This is a genomic window from Aeromonas sp. Y289-2, assembly GCF_027705925.1.
Lineage (GTDB): Bacteria > Pseudomonadota > Gammaproteobacteria > Enterobacterales > Aeromonadaceae > Aeromonas > Aeromonas veronii.
On record NZ_JAPDCH010000027.1, the window covers coordinates 1 to 18,138 of the forward strand.

Here is an 18,138-nt window from a genome sequence, read left to right on the forward strand (position 1 = left end):
GCGCGTTAGCAAAGCGGTTATGCAGCGGATTGCAAATCCGTTTAGTCCGGTTCGACTCCGGAACGTGCCTCCATATTCTCTCTTTTCCCTGATTCATCACTCTTCGATCAGTGAAGCTTGGTCAGTATCCTTGCTGTACCAGTAACTGTTCGCAGCCAGCCTGTTTCCACTCGCGCTCGAGATAGTGGCTCACATCCGCCATGTTTTGCCCCCGATATTGAAACTGCACCTCGGCACTGTGCTGGTTGAGATCCGCAATCCGTTGCTTCAGTGTGCCGCATTGCCACAGGCTGACGGTGGGCACGCCCCGTTCGGCCAGCACGATGGCATCTTCCCGATTCAGTTGCCACTCCTCCAGTTGTGCCCGTGTCAGGGCAACCATCAGCACCAGCAGTGCCACTTCCGGCAGTTTCATGCGTGTCTCCCTACTGCATGTTTTTCCCCTGATAACTGTGGCAAAGCGCACGATTTTCGCAAGTTTGTTAACTGTTGGTTAATGACGTAACCCGTTTTCAGTATTTCCCGTTTTTCACCATTTTTTTATAAAAAAATGCGTTGGTGATGTAGTAATCCTACATGGAGTGGGGTAATCTTTGCTCAGTGGTCTTACCAGTAAGGAGTTACATCATGTTTCATCCCTTTTCCCTGACTCAGATTATTCTTCGTCGCATTTATGTATTGCTGGTGGGCATTCTGGCTTTCCCCGTGATGCTGTTTCGCAGCGATCGTGCCCGCTTCTACAGCTATCTGCACCGGATCTGGAATAAAACCAGCACCAAACCGGTGTGGCTCAAAATGAGCGAGCGTGGCGAGCGGATCTTCTACTAAACCCCATTCGCACCATGTGCAAAAAGAGACAGCCAAAGCTGTCTCTTTTTTTATCTGTTTGCCGCAACTCCTGGCTCCCAACACCACTCAGATTGTTTATTTATTGTTTCTTTAAAGTTGCATCCAGCCCTGCCTGTTGGCGGGGCTTTTTTATGTCTGAAGCATCTTTTTTGATGGAAGCAGTGAAGAAGATTAACGGGATGAAAGCACCATATGGCACTTTCCTCGTTCATTAATGGGTGGTCGTCGAGAAATTTTCAATGATGAAATAGCTGTTTAAAATCAATTGATTGAGTGTTTGTTTTTGGGTTTTTTAACTCCTTTTTTGTTTTTTTTGAAAGGGAATATCCCGTTTGCCGGTTCTATTGCAGGTACCCGGTTGCGACAAATCGGGGATATCAGCAACATCCAACGACATCAAAAGGAACATGAACATGAATGTTAAAAAAAGCACTGCTATCGCCTCCGCCATGACCGGTCTGCTGGCGCTGGGCGCCCAATTTATCGCGGCACCAGCCATGGCTGCCGATGAAAAGGAGAAGTGCTACGGCGTGGTCAAGGCCAGCAAAAATGACTGTGCGACCAAGAGCAGCTCCTGCGCCGGTACTGCCAAGGAAGATGCTCAGGGTGATGCCTTTGTGGTGATGCCCAAAGGGCTGTGCGAGAAGCTGGTCGGCGGTTCGCTGCAACCCAAGTAAGAGACATCGGGCAGGGGGGATGGCCAACGGGTCGCCCCCTGCATCTTCTCTGATTGGCGAAAGCGAGTCTTGCGATGAACCCTTTGATTGGTATCGGATTACGCACTCCCCATTACGATGAGATCCGGCAAATCCTGCCGGCAGTCGGTTGGCTGGAGGTGCATAGTGAAAATTACTTCGAACGGCACAGTCACGGTTTTCAGGTGCTCGCCGAACTGGCGCAGCACTACCCCGTCAGTCTTCACGGCGTTGGCATGTCCCTTGGTTCTGCCGACCCGCTCGATCCGCACCATCTGCAGCAGTTGTCGACACTGGCTGCGGCGATCAAACCGGTACGGATCTCCGAACATCTCAGCTGGAGCAGCATTGGTGGGCGTTACTTCAACGATCTGCTGCCGGTGCCCTATACCCGCGCCTCCCTGTACAACATGAGCGACAAGATCCAGCAGGTACAACAGACCCTGGGTTGCCGCATGTTGATTGAAAATCCCTCCTCCTATCTGCAACTGCCCGGGGAGATGAGCGAGTGGGAATTTCTGGCCGAGCTGCAGCAGCGCAGCGAGTGCGGCATCCTGCTCGACCTCAACAATCTCTATGTCAGTGCCTTCAATCACGGTTTCTCTTGCGATGAGTATCTGGTGGCGATCGATCTCGCCACCGTCGGGGAGATCCATCTGGCCGGTTATACCGAGAAGCAGCTGCCGGAAGGCTCCCTCTATATCGATACCCACAGCGCCCCTGTGGTGGAGCCGGTCTGGGAACTCTATCGCCAGATCTGCCGCAAGCAGGCCATTCCCACCCTGATTGAGTGGGACCTCGAGATCCCGCCGCTGCCGGTCTTGCTGGCAGAGGCGGCGCAGGCCAGTGCCATTCTGGATGAGGCGCGTGCCATGAGTGCACCACGGGAGGTGGCCCATGGCTGAACTGGCACAGCTGCAACAGCACTTTGCCGATGGTCTGCTGGGGGCGCCTGACGCCATTTCCCCTCACATCAGCTCCCGGCTCTTTCCTGCCGAATCTGTGCTGCAGGTCTATCGCAACCACTTCATCCTGAGCCTTGGCGAGGTGCTGGCGAGCAGTTATCCCGCCGTCAAGGCTATGGTCGGGGATGACTTTTTTGCAGCGGCGGCCCGTGGCTTCGTATTGGCCGAGCCCCTCAGGGAAGGGAGCGTCATGCACTATGGCGCCGGATTTGGCCAATGGTTGGCCCGCTTGCCAACTACAACCGGACTGCCCTGGCTGGAGGCGCTGGCTCAGTTCGAATGGCAGCTTGAGCGTGCCAGTCTGCTGCCGCTGGAGTCACGCTGCTGGCCAGCCGAGCGTCTGGCCGCATTATCGCCGCAACAATGGGAGCGGCTGCGACTCTTGCCAGCCACGGATCTGCTGCTGGTTGCCAGCGATTATCCGGTGTTGGCCCTGTGGCAGATGGCGCTGCACGGTGGTGAAGCGGTGGACGCGCTTGATGCCCCCGTCTGGTTGGCATTGAAGAAACAGCCGGATTGCCGGGTTGCCCCCTTGCCCCTGACGGCGGGTGAGTGGGCGCTGCTACAGGGTTGTCTCGCTGGTACGGCGCTGGTCGATCTGCAGGCGGCCGACCCTGCGGCCAGCGAACATCTCACTCGCCTGATAACCCTTGGTCTGCTGGTGGATATGGAGGTAATGCCATGATGGCAAACAAATGGCTGGCGCTGGCCAGCTCGAGTGGTGATTTGCCGCGCTGGAGCAGTGCCGGTGTGCTGTTGTTGGCGCGGCTGTGGGTCGCGTCGGTTTTTATCACTTCAGGCTGGCTCAAGCTGACGGCGTGGGATTCCACCCTCTATCTGTTTGAATCCGAGTATCAGGTGCCCCTGCTGCCCTGGTTGTGGGCTGCTTATCTGGGGACAGCGACCGAGCTGCTGTTGCCGCTCTTCCTGCTGGCGGGGCTTTTTACTCGCCCGGCCGCCTTGCTGCTGTTTGGCTTCAATATCATGGCGGTGATCTCCTACCCGACCCTCTGGGCGGGTGGCTTTTACGATCACCAGCTGTGGGGCTGGATGCTGCTGACCCTGATCATCTGGGGCGGCGGTGTGCTGAGCCTGGATTATTGGCTGACACGTCGCAGCCATTGATTTATCAGTGATTTACCCAATGACAAAGAGCGCCACAAGGCGCTCTTTGTCATAATGACGGCCGGCGAAATTTCCCATGAGAGAAAAGGAGCAGCCAATGATCATTCGTCAGGCAAGAGCCGCAGATATACCCGCACTGGTGGCGCTGCGCATGGAGCTGTTTTGTGAGGTCGGTGAGCTGGTGACGCCGCAGGCAGACCCGGCCTTGTGGCAGGCCACCCTTGACTACTTTACCCGGGCGATGAGTGAAGAGAGTGCTTTATCCTGGCTGGCTGAGGCCGATACGCAGGAGGGCGGCAAACAGATCGTGGCGGCAGGGACGCTGGCATTATTTGAACGGCCGCCCTATCCCGGCAATCTGGCGGGAGTGGAGGGGTACCTGCTCAATATGTATACGCGGCCACAATGGCGCCAGCAGGGGATCGCCACGGCGCTGCTCGATGCCATAACGGCCTTCGCCAGATCGCGTCAGCTGGGCAAGGTGTGGCTCCATGCCAGCGAGCAGGGGCGCCCTCTCTATGAGCGGATCGGCTTTGTCGCCAATCCGGCCTATCTGGAGTGGCAACCGGCGGTGGAATAAGGGTTTCAGCTCTGCATGAGTGGCGTTTGGTCGGTGAATTTGATTTACAGCAATAAATATGGCGTCAGATGGGATCGCGGCAACGCCGCCAACTATGCTGATGGAGCACGCCACCATTATCTTATTGATCCACTGCGTGGTTTGGCTATGGTGGGTGCCAGTCTGGAGGATACGTTTCGATGTTCAATAGCAAACTGAAAGCCGAGTTGCAGCAGTGCCAGGATCAACTTCTGGAACAGCAGGGATTTTTTGACGCAGTGCACGGCAGCGTGGCGACCATCACCTTTACGCCGGATGGCACTGTGCTGGCCGCCAATGATCTCTTTCTCAACGTGGTGGGCTTCAGTGCGCCCGAGGTTATCGGCCAGCATCACCGTATCTTTTGCGACAAGCTCTATGCCCAGAGCAGCGACTATCAGCAGTTTTGGGCGGACCTGAAGCAGGGGCGCTCCCGTACCGGGGTGTTCCAGCGCTTCAACAAACGGGGCGAGGCGATCTGGCTGGAAGCAACCTATTTTCCGGTCAAGTTGCGGGGCGTGGTGACCAAGGTAATCAAGATCGCGGCCGATATTACCGAGCACCACCTGCAACTGCTCAGCCAGCAGGCGGTGGTGACGGCGCTGGATCGGTCGCTGGCTGTCATCGAGTGCACCCCCGGCGGGGAGGTGATTGCTGCGAATGGCAATTTCCTCCATACCATGGGCTATACGCTGGCTCAGGTGCAGGGCAAGCATCACCGCATCTTCTGCGACGATCAGTTCTATCGAGACCAGCCCCACTTCTGGGATGAGCTGGGCCGTGGTCAGTTCAAGTCCGGTCTCTTCTGTCGTCAGAACAGTCACGGTAGCAAGGTGTGGCTGGAGGCGACCTACAACCCGATCCTTGATGAGCATCGCAAGGTGGTGAAGGTGATCAAGTTCGCCAGCGACATCACCGAGCGGATCAACAAGAGCGATGCGGTGCGGGAAGCGGCCATGCTGGCCCACGATGCGGCGCGGGAGACCCTGAACTGCGCCGAGCGCGGCGCGGGTCTGCTCTCCTCGGTGGTCGATACCTCCAGCCTGATTGCCAGCCAGTTGACTCACAGTATCGGCCTTATCAACCAGCTCAACGAGCAGTCGCGCAGCATCGAGGCGATCGTCTCCACCATCAGCAGCATCGCCGACCAGACCAATCTGCTGGCCCTTAACGCAGCCATTGAGGCGGCGCGGGCAGGGGATCAGGGGCGTGGTTTTGCGGTGGTGGCCGACGAGGTTCGCCAGCTGGCGGCCCGCACGTCTCTCTCTACCGACGAGATCGCCAAGGTGGTACAGAACAACCGGGAGCTGACCGCCAAGGTCACCTCCGAGATGTCCGACGTCGCCAGCAGCGCCGAGCTGGGTAAACAGCAGGTGGGTGAGGTGAATGAGGTGATGAGCGACATCCGCCGGGAGGCGAACAACGTCTCCAGCACCGTCTCTGATCTGGCAATCTGAACCCCCTGACTTCTTGTCATGCCGGGGCATTGACTCATATTTGAGCAGTCAGTGCCCCAATCTGAACCCCTCCTGTATCGTCCCGCCATTGTGAATTGTCCTCTTCTGGCCCCTTGATTAGGCTTGCCGCCTCATTTATTTCAGAGCAGGAACAGAACAAGATGGCATTACAACAGAAGGGGCGGGCAATGGCCCTGCTGGTTATGGTCGCGAGCATGGGTCTGGGCGGCTGTATGGGGCAGATGGGGCTTTCCGGCATGGTCACCAAGGGCAACCTGAGCGTGGTGGATAATCGCTACGCTCGTGCCGGGGTCTTTATGCTGCTCTCCCCTGTCTACGGTCTGGCCGCGACCGCTGACCTGTTCGTCTTCAATACCATCGAGTTCTGGTCTGGCAAGAACCCCATCACCGGCAAATCTCCGGCTGTGGTGGACATGAAAGCCGATCCGGTGATCAAGGTGAACCAGCATCTGGATCCGGCCCTCAAGACGGTGCCGCTGGCCATGCTGCCGCAAGGGGTACGCGAGGTGGAGATCAGCTACCCGGACGAGCATACCGCCCAGATGGAGGTGCACTATCTGGATGGCCGCCGCAGCATGATGCGTGGCGAAAAGCGTGGTGAGCTGATTGATATCTACTTCGATGGCCGCTTTGTCTCTACCCTGAGCCGTGCGGAGCTGGAAGAGCGGGCTAATCAGGGCAAGGTTGCTGCCTAAATTCAACTGAATCCAGATCGATCCAGCTTCAGATGGGGTATACCTAATCTGCTGGCAAAATCGCCATGATGTCTAAGGGAGTAGACTATGACGGTGAATGGATTGCGATTGGCGGAGTTGATTGGTTCCCTCAGTCATGCGCTCGATATGACCGAGGGACAACCAAGAGGACACTGCATTCGCTGCTGCTGGATAGGTTCCCGTCTGGGGGAGCGGCTGGGACTGGACGCCCGGCTGCGCCATGATCTCTACTACACGCTCCTGCTTAAGGATCTTGGGTGCAGCAGCAATGCTGCCCGTATCTGCGAGCTCTATCTCACCGACGATCTTCACTTCAAACGCGATTTCAAACTGGTGGATGGCTCCCTCTCCGAGGTAGTCAACTTTGTGCTGGGCCACACCGGCTTGCAGGCGGACCTGCTGGGACGTTTTCGCAGCCTGTTTCATATCTTTCGCAACGGTGACCAGATTGCCAACGAACTGATCCAGACCCGTTGTCATCGGGGGGCGGATATCGCTCGCCAGCTCCGTTTCAGTAACGAGGTGGCCGATGGCATCCTCTCCCTTGATGAACACTGGAATGGCAAAGGTCGGCCCCTGCAACTGGCTGGCGAGGCGATCCCGCTCTTCTCGCGCATTGCCCTGCTCTGTCAGGTGGTGGATGTGTTTCACGCAGCCGCAGGCCCGAATGCGGCGCTCAAGGAGCTGCGCGAGCGCAGCGGCAGCTGGTTTGATCCGGCACTGGTTCGGGAATTTGAAGCGCTGGCCGACGAAGAGTTCTGGCAAGGACTGGCCGATCCCCGACTGACCGAGTGGGTGCTGGTCCACCCGGCCGGGCAAGGGGAGGTGGCGCTGGATGAAGATTATCTGGACGAAATCGCGGCGGCCTTCGGGCAGGTGGTGGACTCCAAAAGTCCCTACACCGCGGGTCACAGCGGCAGGGTTGCGCTCTATACCGACATTCTTGCCACCCAGATGGGGTTGTCCGAGTCGCGTCGACGCTGGCTCAAGCGGGGCGCCTTGCTCCATGATGTGGGCAAGCTCGGGGTGAGCAACGCCATTCTCGACAAGCCAGGCAAACTCGATGCGCAGGAGTGGGCGGCGGTGCAGATGCATGCCGCCTATACCGAGGAGATCCTGAGCCGCATCGGCGCCTTCGAGGAGCTGGCGCAAGTGGCGGGCGCCCACCATGAGCGGCTCGATGGCAAAGGCTACCCCAAGGGGCTGAAAGGGGACGAGATTACCCTTGAGACGCGCATCATCACCACAGCCGACATCTTCGATGCCATCACCGCCAAGCGTCCCTATCGCGGCGCCATCCCTGTGCCGCAGGCGCTGGAGATGATGGCGGAGAATCTGGGCACCGCAATAGACCCTGACTGTTTTGCCGCCCTGCAGGCGGGTATTCAGGATTTCTCCCTCTACCTCACCACCGAGCAGCCGCTGGCCAATGCCAGTTAAGAGTTGCTGATCAACGGCCCAAGCGGCCAGTCAGACAGCAAAACGCCCCGCAACAGCGGGGCGTTTTGCATTGGGTCTAGTCCGGCTGCTTGCGATGGGGCGGGGTGAGGATCAGCCCCAGCAGGCGGCGCAGGTGGGTGAGCTGTTCGGTCAGCTGCACGTTGAGCCAGAGGTAACCATTGATGGCGGCCTCGGTATTGGGCGGGAGCGATGCCTGGGTCGCCACCTCGTGCAGGCGGGCGATGGCGGCATCTGCGCCACGACCGTCGCCGGTTTGCATCATCAGGGCAAGCTGGTTGATCGCCTCTTCGGTGGCCAGATGGCAGGCTTGCAGCGCAGCCGTGCTCTGCATCAGGAAGTGGCTCTCCCGATCGTTCCAGTAGGTGTTGGCCAGCATCTCAAGAGTGCAGAGGGTGTTGCGCATGGTGACCTGCACCGCATCAAACAGGGCGACGCTGTGGCGTGTTTCCTTGGCCGCGGGGGCCAGCAGGGCCCGCAGTTTGCCGGTCTGTGCCAACAGCTGGGAGAGATTGTGCTTGAGGCGCGGGCGCTCCAGCACATTGGGGGAGAGGTGAGTGTGATAGAGCCGCCCCGACTGCTGCAGGATCTGGTGCAACTGCAGGCGCCAGTGGCTATAGGCCCGCTGGGGATAGATGCTGCAAAAGAGCAGCGCCAGCAGGGAGCCCAGTATCACGTCGGCACTGCGCCACAGCGCCGTCTCTATATCCCCCGGCATGGCCCCCATGGTGACCCCCAGGGTGATGCCGATCAGCAGCCCCACATAGGGGCGCTTGCCGAGGGCCAGATAGCCGCAGAGGAACATGATGCACCCACACCAGATCAGGGTAAGCGGTAGCGAGTAGATCTCGAGATAAAGCGCCACGACCCCGCAACTGGCGCCGAAGATGGTGCCCACCACCCGCTGCAGGGCGCGGGAGAGCACATTGCCCCAAAACGAGATGGGGCCCATCACCACCACCAAGGTTATCAGCGGCCAGGTGCTCTCCGGCAGTTTCAGCTCGCGGGTCAGCAGAAAGGTGAGCATAAAGGCGAGCGCAATGCGCAGGCCATGGACGATCCGGTAGCGGCCATAGACCAGCAGATCGAGTCGGGATAGGGGGGCATCAAGACGCACGGTCTGCCTCCTGTCAGGTGGGGGACGGGGCGCCGTGCATCCGGCCGACGCCCCGTCGGGATTCAGGCCAGTCGTCCCTGCAGGGGATGGATCCAGACCCGCTCGCCAATGGCGATCCCGGGTTGATCCGGTACGATTTCGATCAGGCAGTTGGCCTCGGCCATGGAGCTGAGAATACCCGAGCCCTGTGGCCCTGTGGTGCGCACCCGCAGCTGGCCGTTACGGTCCTGATGAAAGATGCCGCGCAGAAATTCGGTGCGACCCGGGCGGCTCTTCATCTTCTCCTCTGCCAGTGCCGAGAGGCGCAGTGGCTGCCACCGCTTGCCTTGCAAGCGGGCGATGGCAGGCTCGACAAACTGCAGCACGCAGATCATCGCCGCCACCGGATTGCCCGGCAGGCCGAAGAAGGGGGTCTGCCCCAGCTTGCCAAAGGCGAGCGGGCGGCCCGGCCGCATCTGGATGCGCCAGAAATCGATCTGGCCGAGCTCCGCCAGCACCAGCTTGATAAAGTCGGCATTGCCCACCGAGACCCCACCCGAACTCAGCACCAGATCGGCACTGGCGGCGGCCTGCTCCAGCTGCTGGCGCAGAATGGTCTTGTCATCGGGAATGATGCCAAGGTCCATCACCTCGCAACCAGCGGCGCGGATAAGGGCCATCAGGGTGAAGCGATTGCTGTCGAAGATATGGCCGGGGGCGAGCTGCTCGCCCGGCGCCTGCACCTCGTCGCCGGTACTGAACAGCGCCACTTTCAGCGGGGTGCGCACGCAGAGCGATGCTTGACCGAGTGATGCCGCCAGCCCCAGCTGGGGGGCACCCAGCCAGGTACCGGCCGGGATGGCGACCGCGCCTTTGGCGAGGTCTTCCCCGGCGAGGCGCACATTCTGCCCCGCCCGGATCGGGGCGGTGACCGTGACCCACTCCCCTTCAATCAGCGTCTCTTCCCGCATCACCACGGTATCGACGCCGGGGGGGAGCGGGGCGCCGGTCATGATCTGCACCGCCTGACCGGCCAGCACAGGCTCGTGGCGCTGCTGGCCCGCCAGCACTTCCCCCACCAGCTGCCAGCGACCGGTGGCGAGATCGTCGCTACGAAGGCCAATGCCATCCATCGCCGAGTTGGCGTGGGGGGGCACATTGATGGGGCTTATCAGATCGGCGGCCAGCACGGCGCCGTGGCATTGGGCCAACGGTTTGTCGCTGCAGGCCGTGCTCGGGGTGAGGGCCGCCAGAATGGCGTTGCGGGCCGCCTCGACCGAGAGAAAGCCCTTGCCCGCCTCCGGCTCCTTGCTCTGGCAGCCGTCAAGCCAGCTGCAGACGAAGTCGGCGATAGCCGCCAGATCGTTGATATCGAGTCGGGGCAGGCTTGTCTGCTGTTGTTCGCCACTCTGTGGGGACTGATCGCTGGCCAGCGCTATGATGTCGCTGTCTTCGGGGAAGAGCAGCGGCTTGCCAATCTCGGCGCGGTGCAGCTCGATTTTCGGGAAGTGTTCGTGCTTGAACCCCTCGACCAAGAGCAAATCGAGCTCTGTCTGATCGAAGCTGGCCAGCAGCTGGCGAAAATCGGCTTCGTCCAGCTCCGTCTCAATGATACGAGCATGACGACGACGGGAGGCGACCATCATCTGCTTGGCACCCGCCTTGCGCAGGCGGTAGCTGTCTTTGCCCGGCTGGTCGATATCAAAGTCGTGGTGGGCGTGCTTGAGCACCCCGATGCGCAGGCCGCGATCCACCAGCAGGGGGATCAACTGCTCCAGCAAGGTGGTCTTGCCGGTGCCGCTCCAGGCGGCGAAGCCGAGCAGGGGAAGGGTGGGGGCCGGGGTCATGAGGTGACTCCTTGTTGGGGGTCGATAGCCGTGGCGAGCAGACGGGCCTCGTAGGCGGCCAGCTCGGCAGGGCTATTGAGATTGATAAAGGCATCCGGCTGATCGGCAAAGCTCACCACCGCCATATTGTGGCGGGCAAACCAGATATCGATTTTGCGCTCTCCCTCTGCCAGTGCGGCGGTGAGGGAGGGGAGCAGGGATTTGTGCAGCAGGGCGACCACGGGTTGCAACCAGTCGCCGTCGTGGGCCACTACCAGCTCGGTATCCGGGGTCAGGGCGGCGCGAAAGCGGCTCATCAGATCCAGCGGCAGGGCGGGGCCATCGCAGGGGACAAATAGCACCCAGTCGTGACGGGCGGCAGCAAGACCTGCCTGCATGCCCGCCAGCGGGCCGAGATAGTCGTTGTTGTCATCGCTGATGACCGGGGCCAGCGCCTGATAGCGGGCCTGACTGCGGTTGGCGTTGATCAGTACCTCATCCACCTGGGGGCGCAGGCGCGCCAAAACATGGTCGATAAGAGGGCGTCCCGCCAGTGCTACCCATCCCTTGTCTTCGCCCCCCATCCGGGTGGCGCGGCCTCCTGCCAGGATCACTGCTGATACGGCAACGGGATCAGAGTGGCTGTCGCTTTTTGAAGTCATGTCGCTCAATGATTTTTAAAGGGGTCGTCTCTTGCAGCTGGCCACGGGCGAGGGTCCATTGCCGCTCGCACAGGTCGGTCAGGGCGTTGCTCTGGTGGCTGATGACGACCAGGCCGCTGCCATGTTCCCGCAGATCTTGCGCCAATGCGGCCATCAGGGCAACCGAATGTGTGTCGAGATTGGCGGTGGGCTCATCCATCAGCAGAAAGGCCGGTTGCAGCGCCCAGGCGCGTGCCATCGCCAGCCGTTGCCGTTCGCCACCGGACAAAATGCTGATGTGCTCCCGCGCCAACCCCTCCAACTCGACCCGGCGCAGCGCCTCGAACACCCGGATCTCGCTGCCGAGCTGTTTATCCAGCGCCCAGGCCACGTTGTCGTGCACCGTGCGATCGAACAGATAGGGGGTCTGGTGCAGATAGGTGACCCGGCCCGGCCCCAGATCCCGCTTGAGCAGCCGGTTGAGCCGCTGTTGCCAGCGCCCCGGCAGATTGGTGTGGCCGCGGGTGGGGGTGAGCAGCCCCGCCAGGATTTTGAGCAAGGTGGTCTTGCCCACCCCGTTGGCTCCATGCAGCCAGATTGCATCCCCCGGTGCGATGGCGAGCCGGTCAATCTCGAACAGCTGGCGCTCGCCAAAGCGCATCGTTAGCTGGTGGGCGGTCAGGGCCATGGGGTACTCCTGTTGGTACACAGTGGGGGCATGGTCAGTTCTTCAGATAGCTGTGGCCGCGACAGGCGGTCAGCAGCAGGTTGAGCAAGAGGGCGAGGGTGAGCAGCACTATGCCGAGCGCCACCCCTTGGGTGAAGGCCCCTTTCTGGGTCTCCAGCGCGATGGCGGTGGGGATATTGCGGGTAAAGTGCAGGATATTGCCCCCCACCATCATGGAGCAGCCCACCTCGGTGACGATACGGCTAAAGGCGCCGATGATGGCGGCCAGCAGGCCAAAGCGGCACTCGTGCATCAGGCCGATCAGCGCCTTGGGCCAGGAGACCCCCAGGGTCAGGGCGGTCTCCCAGGCGCGCCGGTCACTCTGGACAAACGCCGCGTGAGCCATGGTGGCGATCACCGGGAAGGCAATCAGCATCTGCCCCACCACCATCGCCTGCTGGGTAAAGAGCAGCTTCCAGTCGCCAAAGGGGCCGGCCCGCGACAGCAGCATGTAGAGCAAGAGGCCAATCACCACGGTCGGCACCGACTGCAGGGTATTGATGCAGGAGAGCCAGAGCCAGCGGCCGGGCAGCGGCAGATAGGCCAGGGCAAAGCCCAGCAGCAAGGCGGGCAGCAGCACCAGCAGCAGGGCGATGCAGGAGACGGAGAAGGAGACCCCCACCACCTGCCACAGTTCAGTGTCACCACTGAACAGCAGGGCGAGGGCAGCCAACGTAGTGTCGAGCAGGGTCGGCATCAGGCGCCTCCCTCAGCGAACCGGGGGAGGGCCATCAAGGTTATCGCAGGGGTCAGGGTTGCCATTATTTCCCGTTGGCATCCGCTACAAACAGCGCCTGACCCGCCACCTTGAAGTCACCGATCAGCTTCTGGCCATGCTCGGAGACCAGCCAGTTTTTCAGGGTGCGGGCCCCTTCGGTGTTGAGATCCGGGTAGCGCTTGGGGTTGACCAGGATCACCTGATAGGGGTTGAACAGGCGCTTGTCACCCTCCAGCAGTACGGCGAGATCCAGCTTGCTCTGGTAGGCGAGCCAGGTGCCGCGGTCGGTCAGGGTGTAGGCACCCAGCTCGGAGGCCATGGTCAGGGTCGGGCCCATCCCCTGGCCGATGGACTTGTAACCGGCAAACTCGGGTTTGACGTCAGCGGCTTGCCACAGGGTCTTCTCCTTGATGTGGGTGCCGGACTCATCACCGCGGGAGATAAAGGTCTGGCCCTTATCCTTGATGGCTTGCAGCCCCTTGGCCGCGTCGTGCAGCTTGGCCAGACCCGCCGGGTCTTTGGCCGGGCCGACGATAACAAAGTCGTTGTACATCAGGTGCACCGGCTCGATGCCAAAGCCCGCATCGACAAACTTCTTCTCGGCAGAGGGGGCGTGGGTCATCACCAGATCCGCATCGCCATTCTCGCCCATCTTCAGGCTCTGGCCGGTACCGGCCGCCATCACCTGCACCGGATAACCGGTCTCCTTGGTGAATTGGGGCAGTAGCCAGCCCAGCAGACCGGACTGCTCGGTGCTGGTGGTGGTGGCGAGGCGGATCGGCGCTTTTGTGGCATTAGTATCCGCTTCGGCGTGGGCCGCGCCGGCGATCAGCAGGCTGGCGGCGAGGGAGAGGGCAAAACGTTTGAGGTTGGTTTTTATCGTCATCGTGATGCAACTTTTTTCAGGGTGGATGAGGAGAGGGCAAGAGTAAGCAAGCAGGGTGCCAAACTGTTCCTGTGCCGCTGCATTCAAGGTTTGCCGTTTAAAAACAGAAGCTTATTAGAATCAATTAGGTGAGCTTGTTATCGCTTTTAATAATTGGTGTTGGTGCTTTTGATACGGTAAGGACAAAATGTCCCACTAAGGTTCCGGTTATCGGGACATTCACCGACCGTACGTGCATCCGAGGTACTTTTTTCCATGACACTCCCTCCCAGCCGCTGGTCTGCCCTCTCCCTGCTTATCGTTGATGATGAGCCCGGCATGCGCAGCTTTCTGGCCAAGGCGCTGGCCAAGCGTTTTGCCCAGATTGAGACTGCCGCCAGCGTGGAGGAGGCGGAAGCCCTGCGCTGCCGCCTTCACTTCGACCTTATCATCGCCGACATCCGGCTGCCGGGGCGCTCCGGCATCGAGTGGCACGAGGCCATAGACCCGGCCACCCGCCGCAGCGACATTATCTTCATGACCGGTTTTGGCGATATGGAGACCGCCCTCAAGGCGCTGCGCCTCGGCGCCAGTGACTTTATCCTCAAGCCCTTCAACCTCGATCAGATGGTGCAGGCGGTGGACAGAGTCATCGAGCGCCGCCAGATGGAGCGGGAGAACCTGCTGCTGCGCCGGGAGGTGAGCAAGCTGTTCCCGCCCACCCTGATTGGCGACAGTGCCAAGACCCGCGAGCTCAAGACGCTCATCGCCAGAGTGGCCCCCTCCAACGCCGCCGTGCTGGTGGAGGGGGAGTCCGGCACCGGCAAGGAGCTGGTGGCCCGTGCCCTGCATCAACTCTCCGGCCGGATGGGGGCCTTTGTGCCCCTCAACTGCGCCTCCATCGCGCCGGAGCTTTTGGAAAGCGAGCTGTTTGGCCATGTGCAGGGGGCCTTTACCGGCGCCCGCAAGGGGCGCGACGGCCTGTTTCGGGTCGCCCATCAGGGCACCCTGTTTCTCGACGAGATCGGCGAAATGCCGCTCGCCATGCAGGCCTCGTTGCTGCGGGCGCTGGAGCAGAAGGCCATCCGCCCGGTGGGGGCCGAGCGCGAATTGGCGGTGGATGTACGCATCGTTGCCGCCACCAACCGCAACCTCAAGGCCGAGGTGGAGGCGGGCCGCTTTCGCGAAGATCTCTTCTATCGCCTCAACGTGGTGGCGCTACCGGTTGCCCCGCTGCGCGAGCGGATCGACGACATCCCCGCGCTGGTCCATCACTTCACTCGCCAGCTCACCGCCGAGATGGGGATGGGCTCCTTGAGCTGGACCCATGAGGACGTGGTGGCGATGCAGGCTTACCCCTGGCCCGGCAACGTGCGGGAACTGCGCAACCTCATCGAGCGCTGCCTGCTGCTGGGCAAGCCCCCGGCGGATTACTGGCAGAGCAGCAAGCCCGCCGAACCGGGCACGAGCGAGGAGGGCTACCCGCTGGCATGGCCGCTGGCGGAGGTGGAGAAGGCCCACATCCTGCAAGTGGTGGCGAGCCATGATGGCAACAAGTCTGCCGCCTCCCGGGTGCTCGGGGTGGCGCGCAAGACGCTGGATCGCAAATTCAAGGAGTGGGCTATCGAATGAGGAAGGCTGACTGGATGGGGTGGCGATGAAACTGACCCTGCTCTCCCGCTGCATGCGCGCCCTGTTGCCCCGTTGCGTGCGCACCAAGGTGCGCTGGCGCCTGCTGCTGCTCACCTCGGTACCCATCATGCTCACCCTGGTGGGCATGATTGCGCTCACCCTCTACTGGACCCTCACCTACAGCTGGCAGAACCTGCTCACCACGGTGCGCAGCGATCTCGGGGTGGCCCACCACGCCATCACGGTGCAGCAGCAGCGCCAGACCGAGCATCTGGAGCATCTGCGCGATGCCTGGGCCTTTCAGCTTCGGCTGCGGGAATCGCCGGATCAGCTGCATGACTGGGTGATGCCGCTGGCGGCCAACTATGGTCTCGATTTTCTGCGCTTGCGCCGTGGCCCCGAGCTGGATCAGCTGACGGCGCAGGAGCGCGCCGCCCTCACGGCCGGACGCAGCGTCAGCCACTTCGTGGTCTGGTCGCAGCAGGAGATGCTCGCTCTCTCCCCGCAACTGGCCAAGCGGGCTGTGTTGTGGCAGCGGGATGGCACCAAGGTGGTGGAGAACAGGGGGCTGATCAGTCTGTCACTGACCCCTGTGATGGGCCGCGACGGCTCCCTTTGGGCCATGCTGGAGGGGGGCGAGCTTGTCAACGGCAGCACCCGGCTGGTGGATGAGCTCAAGGGTCAGGTGTTTGCCAAAAATACCCTGCCGGATGGCAGCGTCGGCACCGTCACCCTGTTTCTCGACGATCTGCGGGTGAGCACCAACGTACCGGTCAGCAGTAGCCGTCAGGTGGGGCGGGCGGTGGGCACCCGGGTCTCGCCGCCAGTGCGCGATCAGGTGCTGGGACGGGGGGAGATGTGGGTTGACCGCGCCTTCGTCCACGACGCCTGGTATGTATCTGGCTACGAGCCGCTGCTGGGAGCCAGGGGCGAGCGGCTCGGCATGCTCTATGTCGGTTTTCTCGAGTGGCCCATTATCCGCACCTACCTTACCAATCTGGTGGAGCTGGGCTCCGGCGTAGTGCTGCTGTTACTGCTCTCCGGCCTGCTGGTCTATCGCGGCGCGCGGGATCTCTTCTCCCCCATCGAGCGGATGCACAAGGTGGTGCGGCAGGTGCAGGCCGGGGAGTCGGCTCGCATCGGCCCGCTGGCCCTCGACCCTGACCACGAGCTGGCCCAGCTCGGTCGCCAGTTCGACGCCATGCTGGACAGGCAGGAGGCGCATCAGCAGCAGATGGCTCGCAGCGCCGACGAGCTGGAGCAGAAGGTGGCCGAGCGTACCCAAAGCCTCGAGCTCAAGACCGCCGAGCTGGAAGATCATATTCATATGCTGACCGAGGCGCGCCAGCAGCTGCTGATCAGCGAGAAGCTGGCGGCCCTTGGCGAGCTCTCCGCCGGGGTGGCCCACGAGATCAACAATCCGCTAGCGGTGATCCTCGGCAATGTGGAGCTGATGAAGCTGGAGCTGGGGGAGGCGGCCGAGCCGGTCGGCGAGGAGCTGGCGCTGGTGCTGGCTCAGATCGAGCGCATTCGTGCCATCACCCGCAGCCTGCTGCAATACTCTCGCCCTGGCGATTACGAGACGGCGCCGGTGTGGCAGCACCTCAATCCCATCATCGAGGAGAGCCTGACTCTGGTGCGCTCTGCCCTGCGTCAGCAGCAGGTGGAGCTGGTGGCCGATCTCAGGGCCCAGCAGCCCATCGAGGCGGATCGCCAGCAGCTATTGCAGGTGCTGATAAACCTCTTGGTCAACGCCAGCCACGCGCTGGGGGAGCAGGGGGAGATCCGGGTCGAGAGCCGCGACTGGGTAGATGAACTGGGTCAGCTGCGCGGGGCCGAGGTGCGGGTGATCGACAACGGCAGCGGCATCGAGGCGGCCATTATCGACAAGATCTTCGACCCCTTCTTCACCACCCGTGCCACCGGCACCGGTCTGGGGCTGGCCCTGAGTCACCGCATCATCAGCCGCTGGGGTGGGGAGCTCTTGGTGGACTCCACCCCGGGGCAGGGGAGCTGCTTTACCGTGCGGCTGCGCAGCCACGCTCTGCTGCCCAGCGGCAGCGAGCCCGCGAAACTGGAAGGGTGGCGCATCGCACTCAATGCAGAGGGGCGTGAGACAAGCGATTGAGGCTGTTATAAAAAGGCCCGTGATAAAAACAGCCCGTCAACATGCTTGGCGGGCTGTTTTGTCGGTGGGTGAGTGGTTATTTACTGCGGACTCCACACCAGCTTGCCGCTCTGGGTCAGGTCATAGCCGCCGAGGCGGGCCGCCAGCTCGCGCCCCTCGGGGGATTGCAGCCAGCCGATCAGCTGTTGCAGCAGGGTGCGAAAGAAGACCCCCTGCGGCATCACCAGATCGAAGCACTCCTGCGACAAGGGCATAAAGCCGAGGCCAAACTCGGTGGCGGTGCTCTGGGCGCCGGGCCCGACGTCCGCATCGCCACGACTGATGGCGGCGGCCAGCTCCCGCTCGCTGTTGACCTCAATGGTGCGCTCCAGCCGGGTCAGCGACTCCCCCTGGGTTTGCAGCCACTCCTGCAGGGCGCGCTGGCTGCCCGCCCCTTCTTGACGCATGGCCCAGCGCCAGTCGAGCGCCTCTTTCGCCTCCTTGGGTTGCAGCCCTTGCCGCAGCACCAGCCCCTGCACCCGCCTAAATCCATGAACGATCACCCGGTAATCCCCCCGAAAAACTGAGGTGCTCATAAGTAGAATTTTCTCGTATCTTGAACGCAGGAGGTTCTACATGAAA

19 protein-coding genes are annotated in these 18,138 nt (G+C 61.5%); 11 read left to right on the plus strand and 8 right to left on the minus strand.

The annotated features are described in order from the left end of the window. Positions 1 to 121 precede the first annotated feature (121 nt). Positions 122 to 415 carry a hypothetical protein gene (locus OKC43_RS20950; RefSeq protein ID WP_005347702.1) on the minus strand — a complete coding sequence of 98 codons (294 nt, stop codon included), beginning with the start codon at positions 413 to 415 and terminating at the stop codon, positions 122 to 124. 212 nt (positions 416 to 627) lie between these two features. On the opposite strand from OKC43_RS20950, the gene OKC43_RS20955 reads away from it, so the two are divergent. The 9 genes from OKC43_RS20955 to OKC43_RS20995 all read left to right on the plus strand — a co-directional run bounded on the left by OKC43_RS20955 (position 628) and on the right by OKC43_RS20995 (position 7,866). Next, positions 628 to 828 (plus strand): YbfA family protein, encoded by a 201-nt coding sequence (locus OKC43_RS20955; protein WP_005334863.1) that lies wholly within the window; start codon positions 628 to 630, stop codon positions 826 to 828. A gap of 434 nt (positions 829 to 1,262) precedes the next feature. Continuing rightward, positions 1,263 to 1,526 (plus strand): BufA1 family periplasmic bufferin-type metallophore, encoded by a 264-nt coding sequence (locus tag OKC43_RS20960; protein ID WP_005334862.1) that lies wholly within the window; start codon positions 1,263 to 1,265, stop codon positions 1,524 to 1,526. 74 nt (positions 1,527 to 1,600) lie between these two features. Further along, on the plus strand, positions 1,601 to 2,449 hold the full coding sequence (gene bufB / locus OKC43_RS20965) for an MNIO family bufferin maturase (protein WP_236271230.1): 849 nt from the start codon (positions 1,601 to 1,603) through the stop codon (positions 2,447 to 2,449). Beyond that, positions 2,442 to 3,194: an HvfC/BufC N-terminal domain-containing protein gene (locus OKC43_RS20970; protein ID WP_270804092.1), complete on the plus strand. Its 753-nt coding sequence runs from the start codon at positions 2,442 to 2,444 to the stop codon at positions 3,192 to 3,194. The genes bufB and OKC43_RS20970 overlap by 8 nt, the downstream gene beginning before the upstream one ends. Next, positions 3,191 to 3,634 (plus strand): DoxX family protein, encoded by a 444-nt coding sequence (locus tag OKC43_RS20975; protein WP_128814774.1) that lies wholly within the window; start codon positions 3,191 to 3,193, stop codon positions 3,632 to 3,634. Before OKC43_RS20970 ends, OKC43_RS20975 begins: the two co-directional genes overlap by 4 nt. A 97-nt stretch (positions 3,635 to 3,731) precedes the next feature. After that, entirely contained in the window at positions 3,732 to 4,214 is a 483-nt protein-coding gene (locus OKC43_RS20980) for a GNAT family N-acetyltransferase (RefSeq protein WP_270804093.1), read from the plus strand. Positions 4,215 to 4,393: 179 nt separating this feature from the next. After that, positions 4,394 to 5,689, plus strand: coding sequence for a methyl-accepting chemotaxis protein (locus tag OKC43_RS20985; RefSeq protein WP_270804094.1), 1,296 nt, complete (start codon positions 4,394 to 4,396; stop codon positions 5,687 to 5,689). A 161-nt stretch (positions 5,690 to 5,850) separates the two neighbouring features. After that, positions 5,851 to 6,405: a DUF3332 domain-containing protein gene (locus OKC43_RS20990; RefSeq protein ID WP_194495978.1), complete on the plus strand. Its 555-nt coding sequence runs from the start codon at positions 5,851 to 5,853 to the stop codon at positions 6,403 to 6,405. 87 nt (positions 6,406 to 6,492) lie between these two features. After that, complete coding sequence (locus tag OKC43_RS20995; RefSeq protein ID WP_270804097.1) at positions 6,493 to 7,866, plus strand: HD-GYP domain-containing protein; 1,374 nt, start codon at positions 6,493 to 6,495, stop codon at positions 7,864 to 7,866. Positions 7,867 to 7,942: 76 nt separating this feature from the next. Here the strand turns inward: OKC43_RS20995 and OKC43_RS21000 are convergent, their stop codons facing one another. The 6 genes from OKC43_RS21000 to OKC43_RS21025 all read right to left on the minus strand — a co-directional run bounded on the left by OKC43_RS21000 (position 7,943) and on the right by OKC43_RS21025 (position 13,778). Continuing rightward, a complete protein-coding gene (locus OKC43_RS21000) occupies positions 7,943 to 9,001 on the minus strand; it encodes an FUSC family protein (protein ID WP_270804099.1) in 1,059 nt (352 codons plus the stop codon). Positions 9,002 to 9,063: 62 nt separating this feature from the next. Next, the gene (locus OKC43_RS21005) at positions 9,064 to 10,827 is read right to left on the minus strand and encodes a bifunctional molybdopterin-guanine dinucleotide biosynthesis adaptor protein MobB/molybdopterin molybdotransferase MoeA (protein ID WP_270804100.1); all 1,764 of its coding nucleotides are present in this window, start codon (positions 10,825 to 10,827) and stop codon (positions 9,064 to 9,066) included. Further along, a complete protein-coding gene (mobA, locus tag OKC43_RS21010; protein WP_058059172.1) occupies positions 10,824 to 11,468 on the minus strand; it encodes a molybdenum cofactor guanylyltransferase MobA in 645 nt (214 codons plus the stop codon). The genes OKC43_RS21005 and mobA overlap by 4 nt, the downstream gene beginning before the upstream one ends. Further along, positions 11,440 to 12,135: an energy-coupling factor ABC transporter ATP-binding protein gene (locus OKC43_RS21015; RefSeq protein WP_005334830.1), complete on the minus strand. Its 696-nt coding sequence runs from the start codon at positions 12,133 to 12,135 to the stop codon at positions 11,440 to 11,442. Before OKC43_RS21015 ends, mobA begins: the two co-directional genes overlap by 29 nt. Before the next feature lie 34 nt (positions 12,136 to 12,169). Further along, complete coding sequence (locus OKC43_RS21020; protein ID WP_005347674.1) at positions 12,170 to 12,871, minus strand: ABC transporter permease; 702 nt, start codon at positions 12,869 to 12,871, stop codon at positions 12,170 to 12,172. Between the two features lie 64 nt (positions 12,872 to 12,935). Beyond that, a complete protein-coding gene (locus OKC43_RS21025) occupies positions 12,936 to 13,778 on the minus strand; it encodes a substrate-binding domain-containing protein (protein ID WP_206901379.1) in 843 nt (280 codons plus the stop codon). Between the two features lie 255 nt (positions 13,779 to 14,033). Between OKC43_RS21025 and OKC43_RS21030 the strand changes: the two genes are divergently transcribed. Both OKC43_RS21030 and OKC43_RS21035 read left to right on the plus strand, forming a co-directional pair. Further along, the gene (locus tag OKC43_RS21030; RefSeq protein WP_064339669.1) at positions 14,034 to 15,389 is read left to right on the plus strand and encodes a sigma-54-dependent transcriptional regulator; all 1,356 of its coding nucleotides are present in this window, start codon (positions 14,034 to 14,036) and stop codon (positions 15,387 to 15,389) included. Positions 15,390 to 15,414: 25 nt separating this feature from the next. After that, positions 15,415 to 17,517, plus strand: coding sequence for a sensor histidine kinase (locus OKC43_RS21035; protein WP_270804101.1), 2,103 nt, complete (start codon positions 15,415 to 15,417; stop codon positions 17,515 to 17,517). A gap of 80 nt (positions 17,518 to 17,597) precedes the next feature. Here the strand turns inward: OKC43_RS21035 and OKC43_RS21040 are convergent, their stop codons facing one another. Continuing rightward, positions 17,598 to 18,092, minus strand: coding sequence for a substrate-binding domain-containing protein (locus tag OKC43_RS21040; RefSeq protein ID WP_333563064.1), 495 nt, complete (start codon positions 18,090 to 18,092; stop codon positions 17,598 to 17,600). Between the last annotated feature and the right edge of the window lie 46 nt (positions 18,093 to 18,138).

Excerpts from the sequence above, each read along its gene's own strand:
- OKC43_RS20950 (WP_005347702.1), bottom strand. The coding sequence starts at position 415 with ATGAAACTGCCGGAAGTGGCACTGCTGGTGCTGATGGTTGCCCTGACA.
- OKC43_RS20955 (WP_005334863.1), top strand. The coding sequence starts at position 628 with ATGTTTCATCCCTTTTCCCTGACTCAGATTATTCTTCGTCGCATTTAT.
- OKC43_RS20960 (WP_005334862.1), top strand. The coding sequence starts at position 1,263 with ATGAATGTTAAAAAAAGCACTGCTATCGCCTCCGCCATGACCGGTCTG.
- bufB (WP_236271230.1), top strand. The coding sequence starts at position 1,601 with ATGAACCCTTTGATTGGTATCGGATTACGCACTCCCCATTACGATGAG.
- OKC43_RS20970 (WP_270804092.1), top strand. The coding sequence starts at position 2,442 with ATGGCTGAACTGGCACAGCTGCAACAGCACTTTGCCGATGGTCTGCTG.
- OKC43_RS20975 (WP_128814774.1), top strand. The coding sequence starts at position 3,191 with ATGATGGCAAACAAATGGCTGGCGCTGGCCAGCTCGAGTGGTGATTTG.
- OKC43_RS20980 (WP_270804093.1), top strand. The coding sequence starts at position 3,732 with ATGATCATTCGTCAGGCAAGAGCCGCAGATATACCCGCACTGGTGGCG.
- OKC43_RS20985 (WP_270804094.1), top strand. The coding sequence starts at position 4,394 with ATGTTCAATAGCAAACTGAAAGCCGAGTTGCAGCAGTGCCAGGATCAA.
- OKC43_RS20990 (WP_194495978.1), top strand. The coding sequence starts at position 5,851 with ATGGCATTACAACAGAAGGGGCGGGCAATGGCCCTGCTGGTTATGGTC.
- OKC43_RS20995 (WP_270804097.1), top strand. The coding sequence starts at position 6,493 with ATGACGGTGAATGGATTGCGATTGGCGGAGTTGATTGGTTCCCTCAGT.
- OKC43_RS21005 (WP_270804100.1), bottom strand. The coding sequence starts at position 10,827 with ATGACCCCGGCCCCCACCCTTCCCCTGCTCGGCTTCGCCGCCTGGAGC.
- mobA (WP_058059172.1), bottom strand. The coding sequence starts at position 11,468 with ATGACTTCAAAAAGCGACAGCCACTCTGATCCCGTTGCCGTATCAGCA.
- OKC43_RS21015 (WP_005334830.1), bottom strand. The coding sequence starts at position 12,135 with ATGGCCCTGACCGCCCACCAGCTAACGATGCGCTTTGGCGAGCGCCAG.
- OKC43_RS21020 (WP_005347674.1), bottom strand. The coding sequence starts at position 12,871 with ATGCCGACCCTGCTCGACACTACGTTGGCTGCCCTCGCCCTGCTGTTC.
- OKC43_RS21025 (WP_206901379.1), bottom strand. The coding sequence starts at position 13,778 with ATGACGATAAAAACCAACCTCAAACGTTTTGCCCTCTCCCTCGCCGCC.
- OKC43_RS21030 (WP_064339669.1), top strand. The coding sequence starts at position 14,034 with ATGACACTCCCTCCCAGCCGCTGGTCTGCCCTCTCCCTGCTTATCGTT.
- OKC43_RS21035 (WP_270804101.1), top strand. The coding sequence starts at position 15,415 with ATGAAACTGACCCTGCTCTCCCGCTGCATGCGCGCCCTGTTGCCCCGT.
- OKC43_RS21040 (WP_333563064.1), bottom strand. The coding sequence starts at position 18,092 with ATGAGCACCTCAGTTTTTCGGGGGGATTACCGGGTGATCGTTCATGGA.